This window comes from Pedobacter metabolipauper (genome assembly GCF_004362715.1).
Lineage (GTDB): Bacteria > Bacteroidota > Bacteroidia > Sphingobacteriales > Sphingobacteriaceae > Pedobacter > Pedobacter metabolipauper.
On the sequence record NZ_SNYC01000007.1, the window covers coordinates 68,249 to 86,545 of the forward strand.

Annotated in this window: 19 protein-coding genes; 8 read left to right on the forward strand and 11 right to left on the reverse strand. The window is 41.5% G+C overall.

Going from position 1 to position 18,297, the window contains the following annotated elements:
- The first annotated feature begins 198 nt into the window (after window positions 1–198).
- Entirely contained in the window at window positions 199–1,068 is an 870-nt protein-coding gene (locus ATK78_RS19045) for an Rpn family recombination-promoting nuclease/putative transposase (RefSeq protein ID WP_133577724.1), read from the forward strand.
- 53 nt (window positions 1,069–1,121) lie between these two features.
- The gene (locus ATK78_RS19050; RefSeq protein WP_133577725.1) at window positions 1,122–1,319 is read left to right on the forward strand and encodes a hypothetical protein; all 198 of its coding nucleotides are present in this window, start codon (window positions 1,122–1,124) and stop codon (window positions 1,317–1,319) included.
- Between the two features lie 11 nt (window positions 1,320–1,330).
- On the opposite strand, the gene ATK78_RS19055 is transcribed toward ATK78_RS19050, so the two are convergent.
- On the reverse strand, window positions 1,331–3,769 hold the full coding sequence (locus ATK78_RS19055; protein ID WP_133577726.1) for a phosphocholine-specific phospholipase C: 2,439 nt from the start codon (window positions 3,767–3,769) through the stop codon (window positions 1,331–1,333).
- 173 nt (window positions 3,770–3,942) lie between these two features.
- Between ATK78_RS19055 and ATK78_RS19060 the strand changes: the two genes are divergently transcribed.
- Window positions 3,943–5,238: a DEAD/DEAH box helicase gene (locus tag ATK78_RS19060; RefSeq protein ID WP_166664917.1), complete on the forward strand. Its 1,296-nt coding sequence runs from the start codon at window positions 3,943–3,945 to the stop codon at window positions 5,236–5,238.
- Window positions 5,239–5,246: 8 nt separating this feature from the next.
- Here the strand turns inward: ATK78_RS19060 and mazG are convergent, their stop codons facing one another.
- From mazG to ATK78_RS19095, 7 genes are all read right to left on the reverse strand, one after another.
- Window positions 5,247–6,053 (reverse strand): nucleoside triphosphate pyrophosphohydrolase, encoded by an 807-nt coding sequence (mazG, locus tag ATK78_RS19065; RefSeq protein WP_133577727.1) that lies wholly within the window; start codon window positions 6,051–6,053, stop codon window positions 5,247–5,249.
- A gap of 6 nt (window positions 6,054–6,059) precedes the next feature.
- A complete protein-coding gene (locus ATK78_RS19070) occupies window positions 6,060–6,356 on the reverse strand; it encodes a hypothetical protein (RefSeq protein WP_133577728.1) in 297 nt (98 codons plus the stop codon).
- Window positions 6,357–6,367: 11 nt separating this feature from the next.
- Window positions 6,368–7,480, reverse strand: a complete 1,113-nt coding sequence (locus tag ATK78_RS19075) for an AI-2E family transporter (protein ID WP_133577729.1) — start codon at window positions 7,478–7,480, stop codon at window positions 6,368–6,370.
- 103 nt (window positions 7,481–7,583) lie between these two features.
- Window positions 7,584–8,537 carry an aldo/keto reductase gene (locus ATK78_RS19080; protein ID WP_133577992.1) on the reverse strand — a complete coding sequence of 318 codons (954 nt, stop codon included), beginning with the start codon at window positions 8,535–8,537 and terminating at the stop codon, window positions 7,584–7,586.
- A 173-nt stretch (window positions 8,538–8,710) separates the two neighbouring features.
- A complete protein-coding gene (locus ATK78_RS19085; RefSeq protein WP_133577730.1) occupies window positions 8,711–9,187 on the reverse strand; it encodes an Lrp/AsnC family transcriptional regulator in 477 nt (158 codons plus the stop codon).
- Between the two features lie 350 nt (window positions 9,188–9,537).
- Window positions 9,538–10,275 carry a LytR/AlgR family response regulator transcription factor gene (locus tag ATK78_RS19090; protein ID WP_133577731.1) on the reverse strand — a complete coding sequence of 246 codons (738 nt, stop codon included), beginning with the start codon at window positions 10,273–10,275 and terminating at the stop codon, window positions 9,538–9,540.
- The gene (locus ATK78_RS19095) at window positions 10,265–11,341 is read right to left on the reverse strand and encodes a sensor histidine kinase (protein WP_133577732.1); all 1,077 of its coding nucleotides are present in this window, start codon (window positions 11,339–11,341) and stop codon (window positions 10,265–10,267) included. Before ATK78_RS19095 ends, ATK78_RS19090 begins: the two co-directional genes overlap by 11 nt.
- Before the next feature lie 186 nt (window positions 11,342–11,527).
- Here ATK78_RS19095 and ATK78_RS19100 point away from each other — a divergent pair, with 186 nt between their 5' ends.
- Genes ATK78_RS19100 through ATK78_RS19115 form a run of 4 tightly spaced genes read left to right on the forward strand, consistent with a single transcriptional unit; the run spans window position 11,528 to window position 16,036 of the window.
- Window positions 11,528–12,862, forward strand: coding sequence for a TolC family protein (locus ATK78_RS19100; protein ID WP_133577733.1), 1,335 nt, complete (start codon window positions 11,528–11,530; stop codon window positions 12,860–12,862).
- Window positions 12,863–12,865: 3 nt separating this feature from the next.
- Window positions 12,866–14,038 (forward strand): efflux RND transporter periplasmic adaptor subunit, encoded by a 1,173-nt coding sequence (locus ATK78_RS19105; RefSeq protein WP_133577734.1) that lies wholly within the window; start codon window positions 12,866–12,868, stop codon window positions 14,036–14,038.
- Window positions 14,038–14,784, forward strand: a complete 747-nt coding sequence (locus ATK78_RS19110; protein ID WP_133577735.1) for an ABC transporter ATP-binding protein — start codon at window positions 14,038–14,040, stop codon at window positions 14,782–14,784. Before ATK78_RS19105 ends, ATK78_RS19110 begins: the two co-directional genes overlap by 1 nt.
- 31 nt (window positions 14,785–14,815) lie before the next feature.
- Window positions 14,816–16,036, forward strand: coding sequence for an ABC transporter permease (locus tag ATK78_RS19115; RefSeq protein WP_133577736.1), 1,221 nt, complete (start codon window positions 14,816–14,818; stop codon window positions 16,034–16,036).
- On the opposite strand, the gene ATK78_RS19120 is transcribed toward ATK78_RS19115, so the two are convergent.
- Together ATK78_RS19120 and mnmD are read right to left on the reverse strand one after the other, a co-directional pair.
- The gene (locus ATK78_RS19120) at window positions 16,037–16,384 is read right to left on the reverse strand and encodes a DUF6370 family protein (protein WP_133577737.1); all 348 of its coding nucleotides are present in this window, start codon (window positions 16,382–16,384) and stop codon (window positions 16,037–16,039) included.
- Between the two features lie 34 nt (window positions 16,385–16,418).
- Window positions 16,419–17,126, reverse strand: a complete 708-nt coding sequence (gene mnmD / locus ATK78_RS19125) for a tRNA (5-methylaminomethyl-2-thiouridine)(34)-methyltransferase MnmD (RefSeq protein ID WP_133577738.1) — start codon at window positions 17,124–17,126, stop codon at window positions 16,419–16,421.
- 60 nt (window positions 17,127–17,186) lie between these two features.
- Between mnmD and ATK78_RS19130 the strand changes: the two genes are divergently transcribed.
- Window positions 17,187–17,534, forward strand: coding sequence for an MmcQ/YjbR family DNA-binding protein (locus tag ATK78_RS19130; protein WP_133577739.1), 348 nt, complete (start codon window positions 17,187–17,189; stop codon window positions 17,532–17,534).
- On the opposite strand, the gene ATK78_RS19135 is transcribed toward ATK78_RS19130, so the two are convergent.
- The gene (locus tag ATK78_RS19135; RefSeq protein ID WP_133577740.1) at window positions 17,535–18,170 is read right to left on the reverse strand and encodes a DsbA family oxidoreductase; all 636 of its coding nucleotides are present in this window, start codon (window positions 18,168–18,170) and stop codon (window positions 17,535–17,537) included.
- Window positions 18,171–18,297: the final 127 nt, after the last annotated feature.

Genomic DNA, 18,297 nt, shown 5'->3' on the forward strand with positions numbered 1-18,297 from the left:
CTAATTCTTTGTTGAAGATTAATAGCCCCATAGGGAAGTCTCAATCCTCTTAATTAGGAGTGCCGCTATTTGCAGTAAATTTAATTTGGAAGCAGGGGTTTACAAAGGCTGCTAATTGCTTGATAGAACCTTCAAAAAATAGTTTTTTGAAAATTTGGTTTCCTGGTTCAATACTGCCTAATGTTGCATGGTAAGTATATGAAAAAACAGCTTAATCTTCCTGCGCCATTGATCCCGGAATACATTGATCCGTATTCAGATTTTGGCTTTAAGCACTATTTTGGAAACAAGGATTTGCTGATCGATTTTCTGAACAGCATTTTTAAGGGACATAAAGTGATCCGGAGTTTGGAGTATGGTAATTTGGAGCACCGCGGTCCGAAGCATGCCTATCGAAAAACCTTATTTGACCTATATTGCACAGGAGAAAATGGAGAGAAATTTATTGTCGAAATGCAAAAGGCAAAGCCCCTGTATTTTAAAGACCGCAGCATCTTTTACACTGCTGCACTTATTCAGGAACAGGGGATCTCGGTGAAATCTGGCTGGGATTACTTGCTTACAGAGGTTTATTTGGTTGCGGTCATGGATTTTTGTTTTGATGATACTCCCAAAGACCGTTACTTTCATCACATCATGCTGATGGATACTTATACGAAGAAACCATTTTATTCGAAGCTGGCATATATCTTTATTGAGATGCCAAAGTTCAGAAAGCGAATACATGAACTGAAGACCTTGCAGGATAAATGGTTATTTATGTTAAATAATTTAAACGCAATGGATCAAATTCCCGTATCCCTTATGAATAGAGAAGAATTCGTTAAATTATATACCATTGCCAAAATTGGCAGCTTAAATCAAAATGAAATGACTGAATATCAAAGGCGCCTGAAAGTTGAGCGCGATAATTTTAGTATTGGAGAAGCGTATAAGCTTGAAGGAAAATTGGAAGGCAGGCTTGAAGGTAAAATTGAGATCGCTTCAAAATTAAAAGCTGAAGGAATGACCATTACTAAGATCGCTCAAATAACTGGATTTTCTGTTTCGAAAATTAGTGATCTTTAATAGAGGATCGTTAGGTACTATGACTCAAAATTGGCAGCTTAAATCAAAATGAAATGACTGAATATCAAAGGCGCCTGAAAGTTGAGCGCGATAATTTTAGTATTGGAGAAGCGTATAAGCTTGAAGGAAAATTGGAAGGCAGGCTTGAAGGTAAAATTGAGGTCGCTTCAAAATTAAAAGCTGAAGGAATGGCCATTACTAAGATCGCTCAAATAACCGGACTTTCTGTTTCAAAAATTAATGATCTGTAAATGAAGAATAATCAGATACCTCCGTTTCCCATTAATGGATCTGTAAAACTCGTTGTTCCATGTTCAACATGTCCTGCAAACTGCTGTACGAACATCGGATAATCTTTGACGCCAACTGTAAAATCATACCAATGGTGGCTGCTTTTTAAATCAATGGGAATGGTAAGTTCCTGCATATCCTTTTTCAATGTAGCTTCCTTAACCGAAGTTCCGTAAGCATTGTCATTTATCGCGAGTTTAAAAGCTTCACCTTTAGCTGTACGCTTAATATGGAGCAATATATTTCCTGTTAATTTCTTACTGTCTGCAAAATCGCTTTGATAGATTAAAGAAATCTCAACTGCCGGATCATTTGTGTTTCCACTGTATCTCCTGTAAAAACCATTTACGCTATACACTTTTAAATCATAAAGCCCATTTTTAAAAATATTTAAGGGCCACACGTAATTGATGGTGTCGCCGGCATCAGCGGTAAATGACCAGTTCTTTTCAGGACTATATACATTAAAACCAACCCCGCTGCTTGCCTTTCCAAAAAACCGTGTTCCTGCACTAAAGTAAATTTTAAACTGATCTTTGGCCAACAAGCCGCCATGAGCGTAAATTTCGTATGGGATCGTATTGGCCGGTTTAATACCTTTTTCCTGCTGGGGTAAATGGATATTGCCTTTTGGGTTTTTAAGAATTTCAGCGATAGCAGCCTCATTTAGCAACTTAAAATTGTCTGGAACCCTGGCGAATTTTGCTTTATGGATATCTGCTATGAAAGGCTTTTTTTCTATTGTTTTTGGAAGGTCAATCTTTTCACCGTTATACGGCCTGAACACTGAGGTAAGGTCGCCGCATAAGCTGCGGCGCCATGAAGTGATGTTATCTTCCTGGATGTTCTTGCCCGTTTTTTTACTTAAAAAACTTTCCAGGAACTGGATGGAAGAAGTGTGGTCAAACACCTGCGAATTGACATAGCCACCCCTTGTCCACGGAGATACGACCACCATTGGTACCCTAAATCCTAAGCCAATTGTACTTTCTCTTTCACTTTGGTCTTTAGTAATATATTCTGCTGTAACATCGAGCGACTTTGAAACCAGACCAGTTGATGGATCTTTTGGATTTGGTGCAGAATACGGAGGCAGATGATCAAAATAACCATCATTTTCATCATAAGTAAGCACAAAAATTGTCTTCTTCCAGACTTCAGGATTTTTAGTCAATATGTCAATCGCTTCAGACAGATACCATGCCCCATACCATGGTGCACTTGGGTGATCAGAAAAATTATTAGAAGCCACAAGCCAGGAAACAGCGGGCAGTTTACCCGCATCAACATCAGTGCGAAACTGGTGCAGCACATCGCCTTTTGGTATCTTTGCTGTTCTTTCTATACCTTTATCCATATAGGTCATGGATTCCAGAGCATGGTAATCCGGGTCATTGATATTGGTCACAAAAGCCCTTTTATGCAGGTCCTGCTGCCCAGGTGTCAATGATTCCAGCGGGTTATTTTCGAGAAATGTAATGTCCTTTTTAATGGCATCAAGGGTAGACTGTAATTTAACATCAGGCTTCACCTTAATCTTGTTCTCCAATTCAATAACTGCCTTTTTTAGGTGGATGAGGTGTGCCGGATGTCTTTTAACGTGATACTGCTTAAAAAATTCAAGCGTATTGTCTGTAAAGTTTGCCAGCCAATCGTCTTCTTCATTTTCAAAACCGACACCAACACTTAATTCATTTTGATAGATCTTCCAATCGATATTATGTGCAGACAGGCGTTCGGGGAAAGTACCCCAGGATACGCGTTCAGAACCATCAATATCCCCATTAGATAAATGGGCTTTAGACGCTGATGTTTGTTCTTCTTTGATCTTACCCGTCCAGAAGTAGCACCTGTTTGGGCTGGTGCCCGTAAGTGACGAGCAAAAATTATGATCACAAACTGTAAATGCATCTGCCAGTGCGTAATAGAAAGGGATATCTTCCCGGTTGTAATACCCCAGGGTTAACGGGAGTTCTGAATATTCTTTATTGCCGGATCTTTTTGAATCCAGCCAGCCATTAAAATCACCATTGTTCCGGGCATCCACCTGGTTTTCCCAGGAGTGAGGGAGCGCACTCATCCATGTTGACTTCGTATCTTTAATGTTTAGCCGGAAAGGTGCATAGGTTTCACCTTTTTTATTGCTTTGAAGCCAAACCGGATAACGATTGGTTAAGGTGATTGCCCTGGGATCATTGAAGCCCCTGACTCCCCTTAACGTTCCAAAGGCATGGTCAAAAGAGCGGTTTTCCTGCATTAGAAAAACCACATGCTCCGCATCCTCAAAGGTTGATCCCGGAGCAGGGTCAATAGCCAATGCCCTTTGTATGGATGCCGGCATTATTCCGGCAACACCAAGAGCCCCGGTTAATACAGATGCTTTTTTAATAAACGTTCTCCTGTTCTCCATATTTTAAAGGGCTGTTGTGGTCTGTGGCAAAACTATATAATACCTATAAAATTAACATGAAAATCCCGTTAAGTCTAAACGTAATGAGATATAATTGTTCAGATGATTGGGAACTACGGAAATATTAGCGACTTAATGCGTAAATTTGCGAATTATAATTAAATACAGGAAAAGTGTCATTAGATAAATTAAAACTAAGCAAGCAACTGGTTACAGCGATGACTGATGCCGGATACATCTCTGCAAAAGAGATCCAGGCAAAAACCATGAGCCGGATCATTGGCGGACAGGATCTCATTGCTGTTGCACCGGAAGGTGCTGGTAAAACGACAAATTATGTGCTTGGTGTTCTAATGCGCTTAAAATATGGAGATGACGAAGCGCCAAAGGTATTGATCCTGGTACCGGATAAAGAACGTGCGCTTGCCGTTATTGAAGAATTTCTCCTGTTAAGTAAGAACAGAAACCTTCGGATTATCGGATTGTATGGAACCGGAGGGATGGAAACCGAAGTGAACGACCTTTCTGATGGCGTTGATATTGTAGTTGCACTGCCAACGCGTGCGCGTGCAGTTTACCTTAAGCTGGGCTTAAATTTGAGTAAGCTGCAGATGTTCATTGTGGATGACGCAGAACAAATTGTAAAACAAGGCATGCAGCTGCCCGTGTGTGAGCTGGCCAGAAGTGCCGGTAAATGCCAGCATTTGGTATTTACTACTGTAGTACATGAGAAACTGAATAACATGATTGATCAGTTTATGAACTTTCCGACTACACTGGAAGTGGATGAACTGGGCGAACGTAAAGCAGAAACGCACGACCTGATGTTATACCAGGTTCCAAATTTTAAAACAAAGATCAATCTATTGAATCTCCTGCTTAGGGATGATGAAGTATTTGATCAGGTTGTTGTCTTTGTAAATACCCGCTTAACGGCACAAAAGCTTGGTAAGGCATTGTTTTCACGCCATGCTAACGAGGTGTCTGTTCTGAATCCACTATTTTTTGATGAAGAAGGTTTTGACCATATTGAAGATTTTAAAGACACACCAGAGGCCAGGATCCTGATCGTGGCCAATGAGGGAACGTCTAACATAGACCTTTCAGGCATTCCATTCTTATTTCATTTTGAGATTCCGGAGAATAAAGAAACTTTCTTAAGCAGGATCGTTAAGACCGGAGCAGAAGAAGTTGCGGCAATTAGTTTTGCAACAGATATGGAACTGGTTGATGTAAGGAAAATTGAGCAATCCATAGGGGTTAAAATCCCGGTGATGGATCTTCCGGAAGATCTTGTTATTGATAAAGCGGCAAAATCTGCAGGAAATAAAGTTAAAACTGTAAAAGAATCTGCTGATAATCCTAAGGGAGGTGGTGCTTTTCATGATAAGAAGGAAAGTAACACCAAGGATTATAACTATGGCATTGGCCAGAAGGCTAAAATGACCATGAAAAAGAAACACGGTTAAGCGGCAGACTATAACGTCTTCGCTTCATTCCAGTAAATATCCATTTCAGCTAGGGTCATGTCCTGCAGTGCCTTACCGTTCTCCTTTGCTTTGTTCTCAAGGTACTGAAAGCGTTTGATGAATTTTTTATTGGTTTTCTCTAAGGCATTTTCCGGATTGATATCTATAAAACGGGCATAATTGATCAAGGAGAACAGGAGGTCGCCAAATTCAGCTTCAGCCTTTTCAAGGTCAATGGTGCTATTGCCGGCAACATTATACTCCTCTTTAAATTCCTGCAGTTCTTCTTCAACCTTTTCCCAAACCTGCTCTTTATTGTCCCAGTCAAAACCAACTCCACGAGCTTTTTCCTGAATGCGGCTTGCTTTTACCAATGATGGCAAGCCTTTAGGTACACCGGCCAATACAGATTTGTTGCCTTCTTTAAGTTTCAGCTTTTCCCAATTCCGTTTTACATCGTGCTCATCTAAAACCTCTACATCGCCATAAATATGGGGATGTCTGCTAATCAGCTTGTCGCACACGCTGTTCAATACATCAACAATGGTGAAATCATTCGTCTCTGACGCAATGCGTGCATAAAATACCAGGTGCATCATTACATCTCCCAGCTCTTTCTTTACTTCATTCAGGTCGCCTTCCAGTATCGCATCAGAAAGCTCATAGGTCTCTTCGATGGTTAAGTGGCGCAGGGTTTCCATAGTTTGTTTCTTATCCCAGGGACATTCTGTTCTCAGGGTATCTAAAACAGTTAACAGCCTGGTGAAGGCTGAAGAAGGGTCGGCAGCAGTAATTGGAGGTATATTGTTTGGCATCGGTTATTAAATTATAAAATCAAAGGTAACGATCATTGTGGTTAAAAAAAGGACAACCAATCCGCTTAAAAAAATGAAGTCGGCAGCCTTTTCCAGTTTATAGTTGGAGTTGTCTTTCTTTCTCATTGCCAGGAAGGATAGGATACAGCTGGTCATAAACAGGATAATCGCCAAAGCCGTAGTTTCATCAATAATAGAACTGTCTTCCATTTTAGAAACTTTTATGGATGTTAATACCACAAAGCATAATCCCAGCAAATTGGCCGAGGTATTTAAAATATGGGGAGATCTGTTTTCGGGCATTGATATAGGTATTATTCCTTTTCTTCGAGTTTAAGCGTCTTTGTAATGTGGTAGATCTTCCGTTTTTTATGCGGTTTATCTTCACCACCAAGTAAAATACCCCAGGGTTTTAACGGATCAACGCGATCAAATATGATCTTTAACATGGCCAGATATGGAATACAGAGGAACATACCAGAAATGCCCCAAACCATTTCACCTACCACAATGCCTATAAATGCAAACAGGGCATTGATCTTTACTTTAGAACCCACTACAAGCGGCATCAGTACGTTACCATCAAGGGCATGTACACCAACAAATGCGACCACGACGAGCAATACCTTTGCGGCCCCTGCAGTGGCAAAAGTGATCAGAACGCTGATCAGCAGTGCACTAAAAATCCCGATATATGGTATAATGTTGAAGATGCCGGCTACTAAACCCAATAATATCGCATATTTAACATCAAGGATCCACAAGACAAAAACCATCATTGCGGTAACGATGATCATTTGTAAGAATAGCCCGGTAATGTATTTTTTAATAATGTATTGAATACGGACCACAATCTCGCTAACTTTTTCTTTGTGCTGCTCTTCAAATACAGACGTTAAAAAACTAAAAAGCACCCTTCTGTAATTAAGAATGAAAAATGTAAATAACAACAGGAAAGAAAGAAAGAGCAGGGTAGAGGATACGGTCAGTAACGTTGCACCCAATACGGTAGCACTGGTTGCAAGCGCACTGGTTGCGCTATTTTGTAAATAATCAATTTGTTTTTTTGTGTTGATATGAAACGTGTTGGAGATCCAGTGCTGTACATCATGGAAAGAAGTTTCTGCCTGTTTTTTAAGCAGTGGCCAATCTGCCCAAAGATCAGTAAGCTGATTGCCTAAAAAATACATGATGCCTGAAATAAATGCAATCATGATCACTACGGCAATAATGGAGGCTATGCTCCGCTTAAAGCGAAGTTTATGCTCCATGTAATTGGCCAACGGAAGCAACAGTAAAGCCAACAGAAAAGAGGTAAGCAATGGTGCAAGAATCGTTTGGCCAATTATAGCCAGGTATCCTAAACAAATGATTGAAAATAACACCATGGCAAGTTTGGTGTAAAAAGGAAGAGAAATATTGTTCATCTGCTGGAACCTGTATTTTTATGGTGTAATTTATACAAAAACAAATGCCCTGCCAAATATATCCAGCGAGGCATTTGTTTTTATTTTACACGATATACGCACATTATTTCCAATCGCTTGCCTGATCCAGGATAGCGATGTCTTCAGTATTTAGTTTCAACGAAGCCGCCTTAACCAGGTCTTTTAACTGGTTTAAGTTCGTTACGCTCGCAATAGGTGCGGTAATTGAGGGGCGGGCAATCAACCATGCCAGGGCTACACTTGCAGGATTTGATGCATATTGTTCAGAAACCTGATCGAGCGCTTTCAGTATTTTAAAGCCTCTGTCGTTCATGTAGGTTTTCATTCCCCCGCCACGCTGACTTTTATTCAGGTCAGCATCAGAACGGTATTTGCCAGTTAAAAAGCCACTTGCCAATGCATAATAGTTAATTACACCCAATTGATTGTCAGAAACAAGCTGCTCAAAATTCTTTTCATAATCTTCGCGCTTGTACAGGTTATACTCCGGTTGAAAAGTTTGATACTTTGGCAGGCCCAGTTTTTCTGAGGTTTCCAGCGATTCCTTTAAACGTTCTGCAGAAAAATTAGAGGCGCCGATCCACCTAACCTTTCCTTCTTTGATCAGTTGGTCATAGGCTTCTAAAGTTTCCTGAACCGGGGTTTCAGGATCGTCATAGTGTGACTGGTAAAGATCAATATAGTCTGTTTTTAGCCTTCTCAAAGAATCTTCAACAGCCTGTAAAATGTATTTTTTTGCCAGACCTTTCTTACCCGGGCCCATTGGCGAACCTACTTTAGTTGCCAGAATGATCTCCCCGCGGTTTTTCTTTTCGTGCATCCAGTTACCGATGATCTTTTCAGATTCGCCGCCCCCATTTCCGGGTTTCCATGCAGAATATACATCGGCGGTATCTATGAAGTTAAAACCGGCTTCGGTAAACCCATTTAATATCTCGAACGACTTGCTTTCATCTATGGTCCAGCCAAAAACGTTTCCGCCAAATGTTATTGGATATACCAGCAGATCGGTATTTCCTAATTTTCTTTGTTTCATCATATATAAGTACGGTTTAGGAATTAAATAAAGAATTTGCTATTAAACAAAAATAACAGCACAGCAGTTTCCTTTCGTCCTTAATTTGTAATTATAAATTGCAGCAGTTAAAATTACGAATGATCAACCAAACCTTTGATCTCAAAATAACTCTGCATGGGCTCATCGTTTAGCTAGCCGAGTTTTAAAGCGGTTTCATGTTTGTGCTCGGCTATTACGAAATAGCTTTCTACGGCGCCAAGGTTTGGAATGGCCGATAGTCTGGTTCTTAAAAACTGGTTGTATGCTGCCATATCAGGTACAATGATCTTCAATTTAAAATCATAGCTTCCTGTCATGTGGTAGCATTCCATTACTTCTTCAAAATCAGTAACCATTTCCTGAAAAACATCAAGTGCATTGGAAGAGTGTTCATTCAGCTGAACCTGGGTGTAAACGGTAAGCAGGTTAGGGATCTTTTGTTTGTTTACGGTTACTGAATAGCGGATATATTCTTTTTGCTTAAGCGCGCGGATCCGGTCATAGATCGCAGTATGCGATTTGTTTAAAAGAGCGCCGAGCTGCCTGGGTGTATAATCTCCGTTTTGCTGTAAAAGCTCTAATATACGGACATCCATTTTGTCCAGTTCAGGTATTTTAAAAGTAGTCATTCAGTTAAATATTTGGCTGTGTTCAACTTTAGGCAGCTGAAAATCAAGCTGCAAAAATAATCAAAATAGCTTAACTGTCAAGGAGTTTCAAATAATATAAGCTGCTTTTTAAAATAAAGTGCATTACAGAATTATATGTTGTTTGTGTTGTGTTTAGATCTGTCAGGAGAAATAAAACCGTTCATAAAGTGTGTTAAACTTTACAGTTTACGGATGTTTGGTATTGCCCTTTGTATATAAAAGTACATTAAAGATATTTGAAGCCTTGTAAAAGCTCTTAATACGCATAATACAAAAATAATTTAGGTTAATACATGTTCATGCCCGGATAGGATGAACATGTATTTTAATTACAACCACTGACTTAAAAATTGTTTTAAAGCGTCTTTGTATTGATCTCCAACATTGATGGTCACATTTCCAACCTGAACGGCATTTTTAGTGATGGCAGTAATCTTTTCCAGCGATATAATGAAAGAGCGGTGTACCCTCATAAATCTCTTTACAGGAAGTTTTTCTTCCAAAGCCTTTAGGGTGATCAGGGAAAGTATGGGTTTCGGATCGCTGGCGAGATAGATCTTCGCATAATCCTTTAAACCTTCTATAAACAGGATGTCGCTCAGTGCAACTTTGATGTGCTGGTATTCTACCTTTATAAAGATAAAATCTTCACTTTGTGGGGCAGCAGGTTGTTGAGGCTGGGCCTGGTTCAGCAATTCATAATAAGCTACAGCTTTATTGGAGGCTCTTAAAAATTCTTCATAATTAAAGGGCTTTAATAAGTAATCAAGTGCATCTACACGATAACCATCAATGGCAAAGTTGTTAAAAGCTGTAGTAAAAATAATCCGGGGATGGTTTTGCTGGTTTCCATTGTGGATGAGCCTGGCAAGTTCCACACCATTCAGGTCTGGCATTTGGATGTCTAAGAAAATAAGATCGGTCTGTTCCTGCTGGATCATCTCCATTGCCTTTAGTCCGCTTGAAAAACTTCCGGCTAATTTTAAAAAAGGGGTCTTTTCAATGAAGCTACAAATTAGTCCCAGGGCCAATGGCTCGTCATCTATGGCAATACAATTAATTATCATCAAGAACAATTTCTAATTGAACAATAAACTCATTGGTGTCTTTTGCATGATGCGCCGAGAAACTATGTTTACCCGGGTACAGGAGGTCGAGTCTTCTTTTGGTGTTCATTAAACCAATACCTCCATACTCATCTGCTGTTGCCGCATGCGCATTGAAGATCGCATTTTTTACGGTCATTTTTAAACGGTTTCCATCCAATGCCAAATGAATAAAAATATGAGAGGGCTCTGTGGTGCTTACCCCGTGCTTAAATGCGTTCTCAATATAAGGCAGAAACAGCATGGGTGCAATTTGTACGTCAGATTGTACTATTGGCTCGTTAAACGTAACTTCTGTAAATTCATTTAAACGCAGTTTCATGAGTTCAATATAATCTACAATAAAAAAAACCTCTTTGCTTAGTGGTGTAATTCCGGCCTGTGTATCATACAAAAGGTAGCGCATCATCCTTGATAACTTGTGTAAGGCCATCCGAGAAGTCTCAATATCGATATGCGTTAGCGCATATATGTTATTTAAAGTATTGAAAAAGAAATGCGGATTGATCTGTGCCTTTAAGAATGAAAGTTCGGAAGCGATCTTTTCCTTTTCAAGGGCTTCACCTTCCTGCTTGTTCGTCTGCCAGCGTTGAATTAAGGTTACGCTGGTGCTGATGCCAACGATAAGCAGGGTCATCATGAGCAGAAAAAGATCCAGCCGGTCGCCTCTTCTTGGCGGTCTCTGAAAGCCAGCCTTACTAAAAGACTGCTGCATAAGTTCAGGTAAGTTTAAGGCTTCATCAACCACTTTAACCAATGGCCCTGCCAGGAGGGAGATGCCGAAAATGATCAATACAAAAACCAGGTTCCTGTTTTTCATCAGCAGCTGCGGAACAAAGATCGTGCTGTTCAAATAAAATATAAAGACCAACAGCATCAGTATACAGCTTTGCTTAACCCAAAACTGGTAGGGTAGCGCAATATCCCAGGATAAGGGCTGGTAAAACAAAAGTATAAATGCGAATAGCATCCACAACAAGGTGTGGAGCAATACGGTAATGTAGGAGCGGCTTTTTATTGCGACCATCTGTGTTAAAATTATGCAGTTTAAGACGTGTACAAGGTAATGAACACACCTAGATATGTGCAAATATTTCCGTCGGCTCAAACTTACGTTCCGTCGGTGTGTTTTGCTAACTGGTCTATTTCGTTTTTTTAAATGGTTGGATAACTGTTGTTTTGATCAGTTAACAACGAATTTTAAATGCAGTATATGTCAAAATTAAGAATTAAAATCCTGCTTTTGCTGCTGTTTGGTTTTACTACCCTAAAAGGGTACAGCCAGGATACTACCGCCAGGGTATTCCCAAATGTGTGGGACCTGGCCAGCTGCCTTGAATTTGCGAAGAGCAATAACATTCAGCTTAAGGAACTCCGGTTGGATAAGCAAAGTGCAGAACAAGACCAGCTGCTGGCCAGATCAGCACAGCTTCCGGATCTGTATGGCTCCGCCTCACAATCCTTTAACCATTACAACCGGAATACAAGCGGATCAACGGCTGCATTGAATTCATCCGGATCGTACGGATTAAGTTCAGCATGGACATTATATCAGGGCGGTTATCTCAAAACCGATATCAGGCAAAAGGACCTTTCTATCCAGTCTGCAAATTACAGCATCCTGGAAAGTGAAAATGACATCACCTTACAAATTACCCAGGCTTACCTGAACATTCTGCTGGATAAAGAAAGTATCATTTACAACAAAGATCTGGTTAGTACCTCCACAGCACAACTGGAGCAGGCCAAACGTCAGTTTGCAGCTGGTTCGGTAGCAAGAAAGGATGTAGCACAATTTGAAGCCCAGCTTGCTGGTGATCGCTATAATCTAACTGCGGCAGAGAATGCCGAACGGCAGGATAAGATCACGCTAAAGCAGCTGCTTCAGTTGCCTTCCCAGCAAAATTTCGATGTGGTTAAGCCAGATACGATCATTAGTGCACAAAATGTGCCCAGCCTGGCCGAAGTACAAACGTATGCGCTGCAGAACCGTCCGGAAATCAAAAATGCCGAACTGGGTGTCAGCATCTCAGACCTGGAGGTGAATAAGGCAAAATCCGGATACTTACCTACTTTATCTTTGGGCGCAGGCATTGGAACGAGTTATGCCAATGACCCGACCTACAATGCATTCCGGCAATTTGATAATAATTTTTATCAGCAGGCCGGCATTAACCTGTCCATTCCAATCTTTACCAAACGTCAGAATAAAACGAATGTAGCCAAAGCTAAAATAGCATTGGAGCAATCCAAACTGGCACTTGAAAATGCAAAGACAACACTATCCCTAACTACAGAAAGTGCCTTTATCAATTTTAAAAATTCTCAGGAGCAATACTTGTCGGCCATAGAGCAACTTAAATACAATGCAGAAGTGTACCGGATTGCCAACCAGGAATTAAAAATTGGGGCAGCTAATATTGTTGATTTTTACCAGCAAAGGAACCTGTATGTGCAGGCTATGCAATCTTATATACAGGCTAAATACAATGCCGCGCTATCAACCCGGATCTATGAATTTTACCTCGGTGTACCTATTAAATTATAAGTCATGAAAAAAACCATTTTAATCATTGCCTCCATCCTTGTAGTACTTGCCCTGGTATGGTATTTCTTTTTAAGAACCAAAGAACAGCCAGTTACGTTGACTACAGAAAAACCGGAAACCGGCAATATCTTTACCAGCGTAACGGCCACAGGAACGGTTCAGCCGGTTGATACCGTCATTATAGGTACACAGGTATCCGGTACCATATCTGCATTGTATGCAGATTTTAATTCAACCGTTAAGAAGGGACAGCTGCTTGCCGAACTGGATAAAACATTGATCCAGGCTACGGTAGACCAGGCAAAGGCCAGTGTTGCACAAGCGCAGAGTAATGAAAAGTACCAGGCTGCAAATTTCAGCAGACAAAAACAATTGTATGAAACCGGTTCGATCAGTAAGGCAGAATATGACCTCGCTTTAAACACCTACCAGGTAGCCACGGCAAATGTGAGTAATGTAAAGGCACAACTGCGGTCTGCGGAGCGAAATCTTTCCTTTACCCAGATCTATTCGCCAATTGATGGGGTTGTGCTTGGCAGAAGTGTAAGTATTGGCCAAACCGTTGCTGCCAGCTTTAATACACCAACCATCTTTACCATAGCCAAAGACATTACCAAAATGCAGGTACAGGCCAAAGTGGATGAGGCCGATATTGGTACAGTATTAAAGGGACAACGGGCTACCTTTACGGTTGATGCTTTTATAGATGATACCTTTAAAGGATCGGTGAAGGAGATTCGGCTGCAGCCGTCAATCTCATCAAATGTAGTTACCTATTCTACGCTTATTGATGCACCCAATGACGATAAGAAATTAAAGCCGGGTATGACCGCCAATATTATGATCTATACCAAAGAGGTTAACGATGCCTTATTGGTTTCGGCGCAGGCATTAAAATTTAATCCCGATTCTGCGCTGTTAAAAAATTATGAGATCATTGCAGATCAGAATAAGAAACGGCCGGGCCCCGGAACGGAATATGTTTGGGTTTTACAGGATACCAAACTGGTCCAAAAGCAAATTAAGACCGGTTTAAATAACAACACCCATGTAGAGGTACTTGGCGGCATCACGGCTAATGATATTATCGTTACCGGCATAGAAGGCGGGGCATCAGGTACTCCGGCAGCAGCAGCTTCCAGTCCATTTATGCCTAAAAGACCGGGGAGGAAATAATGAACGAGAAAATTCTTGAGATCCAGAATGTTAAACGGGAGTTTATCATGGGTACTGAAATTGTGAGGGCATTAAAAGGCGTGTCGTTTGATGTGAATGCCGGTGAGTTTGTAACGATCATGGGCAGCAGCGGATCTGGCAAAACTACTTTACTGAATATGCTGGGCTGCCTGGATAAACCGACAGACGGCACGTATTTGCTGGATCGTGTAAATGTAAAAGAATTATCGAGGGATGAACTGGCCAGGCTTAGAAATACCAAGATTGGATTTGTATTCCAGGCCTATAACCTGTTGCCAAGAACATCAGCCCTTGAAAACGTGGAACTGCCTTTACTTTACAATCCTACAATAGGAACAAAAGAAAGAAAGGAACGGGCCATTGCGGCTTTGCAGGCCGTTAAGCTGGATGGACGGTTTGATCATACGCCAAACCAGTTATCTGGTGGTCAGCAGCAGCGTGTAGCCATAGCAAGGGCACTGGTCAATGAACCTGTAATGATCCTGGCCGATGAGGCTACAGGAAACCTGGATACGCGGACCTCTTATGAGATCATGTCGCTGATGCAGGAACTGAACCAGAACGGAAAAACAATTGTCTTTGTTACCCATGAGCCGGATATCGCGTCGTTTAGCAGCAGAACGGTGATGCTGCGTGATGGAAAAGTACAAAAAGACACCCAAAATACAGATCGCCGGTCTGCCAAAGAAGCCCTGGCTTCATTACCCGAATCGGACGATTATTAATTGAACCCGACGACTATAAATTCCTGAAATTATGAAATTAGTAAATTTAATCAGATTGGCACTACGGGCATTGCAGCGTAATAAATTACGGGCATTATTAACTATGCTGGGTATTATTATCGGCGTTGCCTCTGTAATTACCATGATGTCTATCGGTGAAGGATCTAAACAAAGTATTAGTGAGTCTCTTTCCAGTATGGGTTCCAATATGATTACGATCATGCCTCAAAGTAATGAGCCGGGCGGAGCGCGGATGATGGGAAGCAGCTTAAAAACGCTGACCATTGCCGATGTGGATGCGCTCAGAAAAAATGCCCCGGATATTGACAAGATATCTCCGCTTGCATCATCCAGCGGTCAGGCCATCAGCGGAGCATCCAACTGGCCCACTTCCATGCAGGGGGTAGCGCCAGAGTACCTGGAAATTAGAAAGCTATCCGTTAAAGAAGGGATCTTGTTTTCTGATGAAGATGTGCGTTCATCAGCCAAAGTATGCCTTTTGGGTAAAACCGTGGTAGATAACCTGTTTCCAAATGGAGAAAGTCCGCTCGGAAAGATCATCCGTTTCGGAAAGATCCCTTTCCAGGTTATTGGGGTGCTTACCCCAAAAGGCCAGAGTAATTTTGGTCAGGACCAGGATGATATTATTATTGCACCTTATACTACGATACAGAAAAGGGTATTGTCGTCCATTTACTTTAACCAGATCTATGCGTCTGCGGTACGCGAAGATGCTTCTGATGCGGCGGTAGATGAGGTAAATGCTACACTGAGAGAAACCCACCGGCTGAGGAACGACGAAGAAAATGATTTTCAGGTACGGACGCAGGCAGAATTAATGACCATGATGAACTCCACAAGCAGTATGATGACTGCACTGTTAACTGCCGTTGCGAGTATCTCTTTGGTAATTGGCGGAATAGGGATCATGAACATCATGTATGTATCGGTAACAGAAAGGACCCGTGAAATTGGGTTGAGGATGTCTATCGGTGCAAGGGGAATAGATATTCTGCTGCAGTTTTTAATCGAAGCGATCATGATCAGTATTACCGGGGGGGTAATCGGCGTAATTTTGGGCATCTCTGCAGCATTGATCATACCCGCAGCACTGAACTGGCCAACGGTCATTTCAGAATTTTCGATCATTATATCCTTCCTGGTGTGTGCCGTAACCGGAATATTCTTCGGTTACTATCCGGCACTTAAGGCATCCGGGTTAGATCCAATAGAGGCGTTGAGGTACGAGTAGTTACGGTTTTTTATCGGGCAGTAGTTTGAACGAGGTGGCCTTAAAGCGGCCATCAACTACTTTTCCTACCACTTCTGCTTTGCGTACCGCATTGCAAAAGCCGTCTTTGGCATGGGCATCACCGTGGTCATCAATGGAGGTGCCGTCAACAAAGTAAGCTCTTCCGTTAATGCGGACAGCCAGGTCACAATCGCTGCCTTTCAATTTAAACATGCATTCTCCGCAGGCCGTTTCTACAATTTGAGGCTTGATGGCGGACGCAGCAACGGTGTCTTTTTTAACACTTTGCTGCGCATTGGCACAAACGGCAAAGCAAAGAAGAAATAAGGTGGTGATCAGGTATTTCATGGTTTTAGGTATTGATGATCTAATTTACTGATAATTAAGATTCAGTGTTAATATCTGCTGATAAATATTCGGCAGTATTTTTTGTAGCCCGCAGCATTTCCCTTTTGCCGGGTGCTCCCGGAAGTTTTTCTATGGTAAAACCAATACTTTTTAATGCGCGTTTAAGTTTTCCGGTAATGGCATACGTTACAAAAGTACCGCCTGGTTTAATAAACTGGCAGGTGTGTGCAATGATCTCATCGGTCCACATTTCTGGTTGATGCTGCACAGAAAATGCATCAAAATAAACCAGGTCAAAGCGTTGGTCGGTCTGGAAGCGGTGCAGGTAGGTATGCAGGATCCTCAGCTGTTGTCCGGCTACAAGCTCAACAGACTGCTGTAAAGTCTTCCCATAATTTTCAATCAGGCTGTCCCACAATGTTTGGGGCACATAATTGCTATAACCTGTAGATTGCAGTTCTTCCAGCGTAAGCGGAAAAGCCTCTAAAGCGGTATATAAAAGCCTGGTGTTTTGTTCTGCGCAATGTGCCGCAGTCAGCAAAAAATTGAGACCTGTACCAAAGCCAATTTCTAAAACGGATACTTCAGAGTTGGCAGATTGGGCGATCACGTGCTTTAAGCCGGCATCAACAAATACATGTTTGCTTTCTTGCAGGGCGCCATGCTTAGAATGGTAATGCTCTCCAATCTGTTCATTGTATAGGGTATTTGATCCGTCTGCCGTTGTGGTGATGATATTCATTTCATACAAACTTAGCTAAAACTGCGTTATGATTTTATCTTTGATTATTATTTTTGACATATGGATATTGAAACATTTAGAGATTTTTGCCTGAGTTTAAAGGGAACTACGGAAGACCTGAAATGGGGGGATAACCTGTGTTTTATGGTTGAAGGAAAGATCTTTGTGATTGCATCTTTAGATAGCGGCGGCTTGGCCCTTAAGTGCGATCCGGATCATTTTGATGCCCTTGTATCCCGTGATGGGATTAGTCAGGGGTACCATTTGGCCAAACGGCACTGGATCTCCCTGGAAAACCTGGAAGTGACATCAGACAATGAATTGAAGAAGCTCATCAATACCTCAAGGGCATTGGTAATCAGTAAACTCAGTAAAAAGCTGCAGCAACAATATTCAGTGGGAGCGTAACTATTGACTCTCCCAGACCTGTTTCATGGCACCTAAAAACGTTTCAGGAGGCTGTGCGCCCGATACGGCCAGCTTTTGGTTAAAGATAAAGAAGGGTACTCCCTGAATCCCTATATTTTGGGCCATCTGTTCATCGTAACGAACCTCATCAGTAAATTCATCACTGCTTAACATAGTCTCTATAGATAGTTTATTGAGCCCAATGCCTGTTCCAATTTCAACGAGGGTCTGGTGGTTGCTAATATCCTTTCCACTGGTAAAGTAAGCTACAAATAGCTGCTCTTCCACTTCATCACCCAGGTCATTGCTTTTAGCAAGCTGGATGAGGCGGTGTGCATCAAAAGAATTGGCCACTACGGAGATGTCGAAGTTAAATTTTAAGCCAACAGCTGCTGCGGTCTGTGCTACCTGTTGATGGGTTTCAACTGCCCATTCCCTGGATTTTCCGTAGCGCTTGGCCAGGTAATCATACGGACTAACGCCGGGCATAGTTTCCGCGTTTGGATCCAGTTCAAAACTGTGCCATTCTACTTCAACCTTATCTTTATGTTCAAATTGCGCAAGGGCAGCCTCAAACTTTCTTTTTCCTATATAACAGAACGGACAACGTACGTCTGACCAGATATCTACTTTCATGACGCTAATCTAACTGAATTCAGATACTTCCATGAATCTCTGTTTAATTATGAGTTTCTGGTGATTTTTGGGCGACTGGATCAACTTTACCGCAATTTGTTTTATATCACTTTTTTGAATGTTCTAA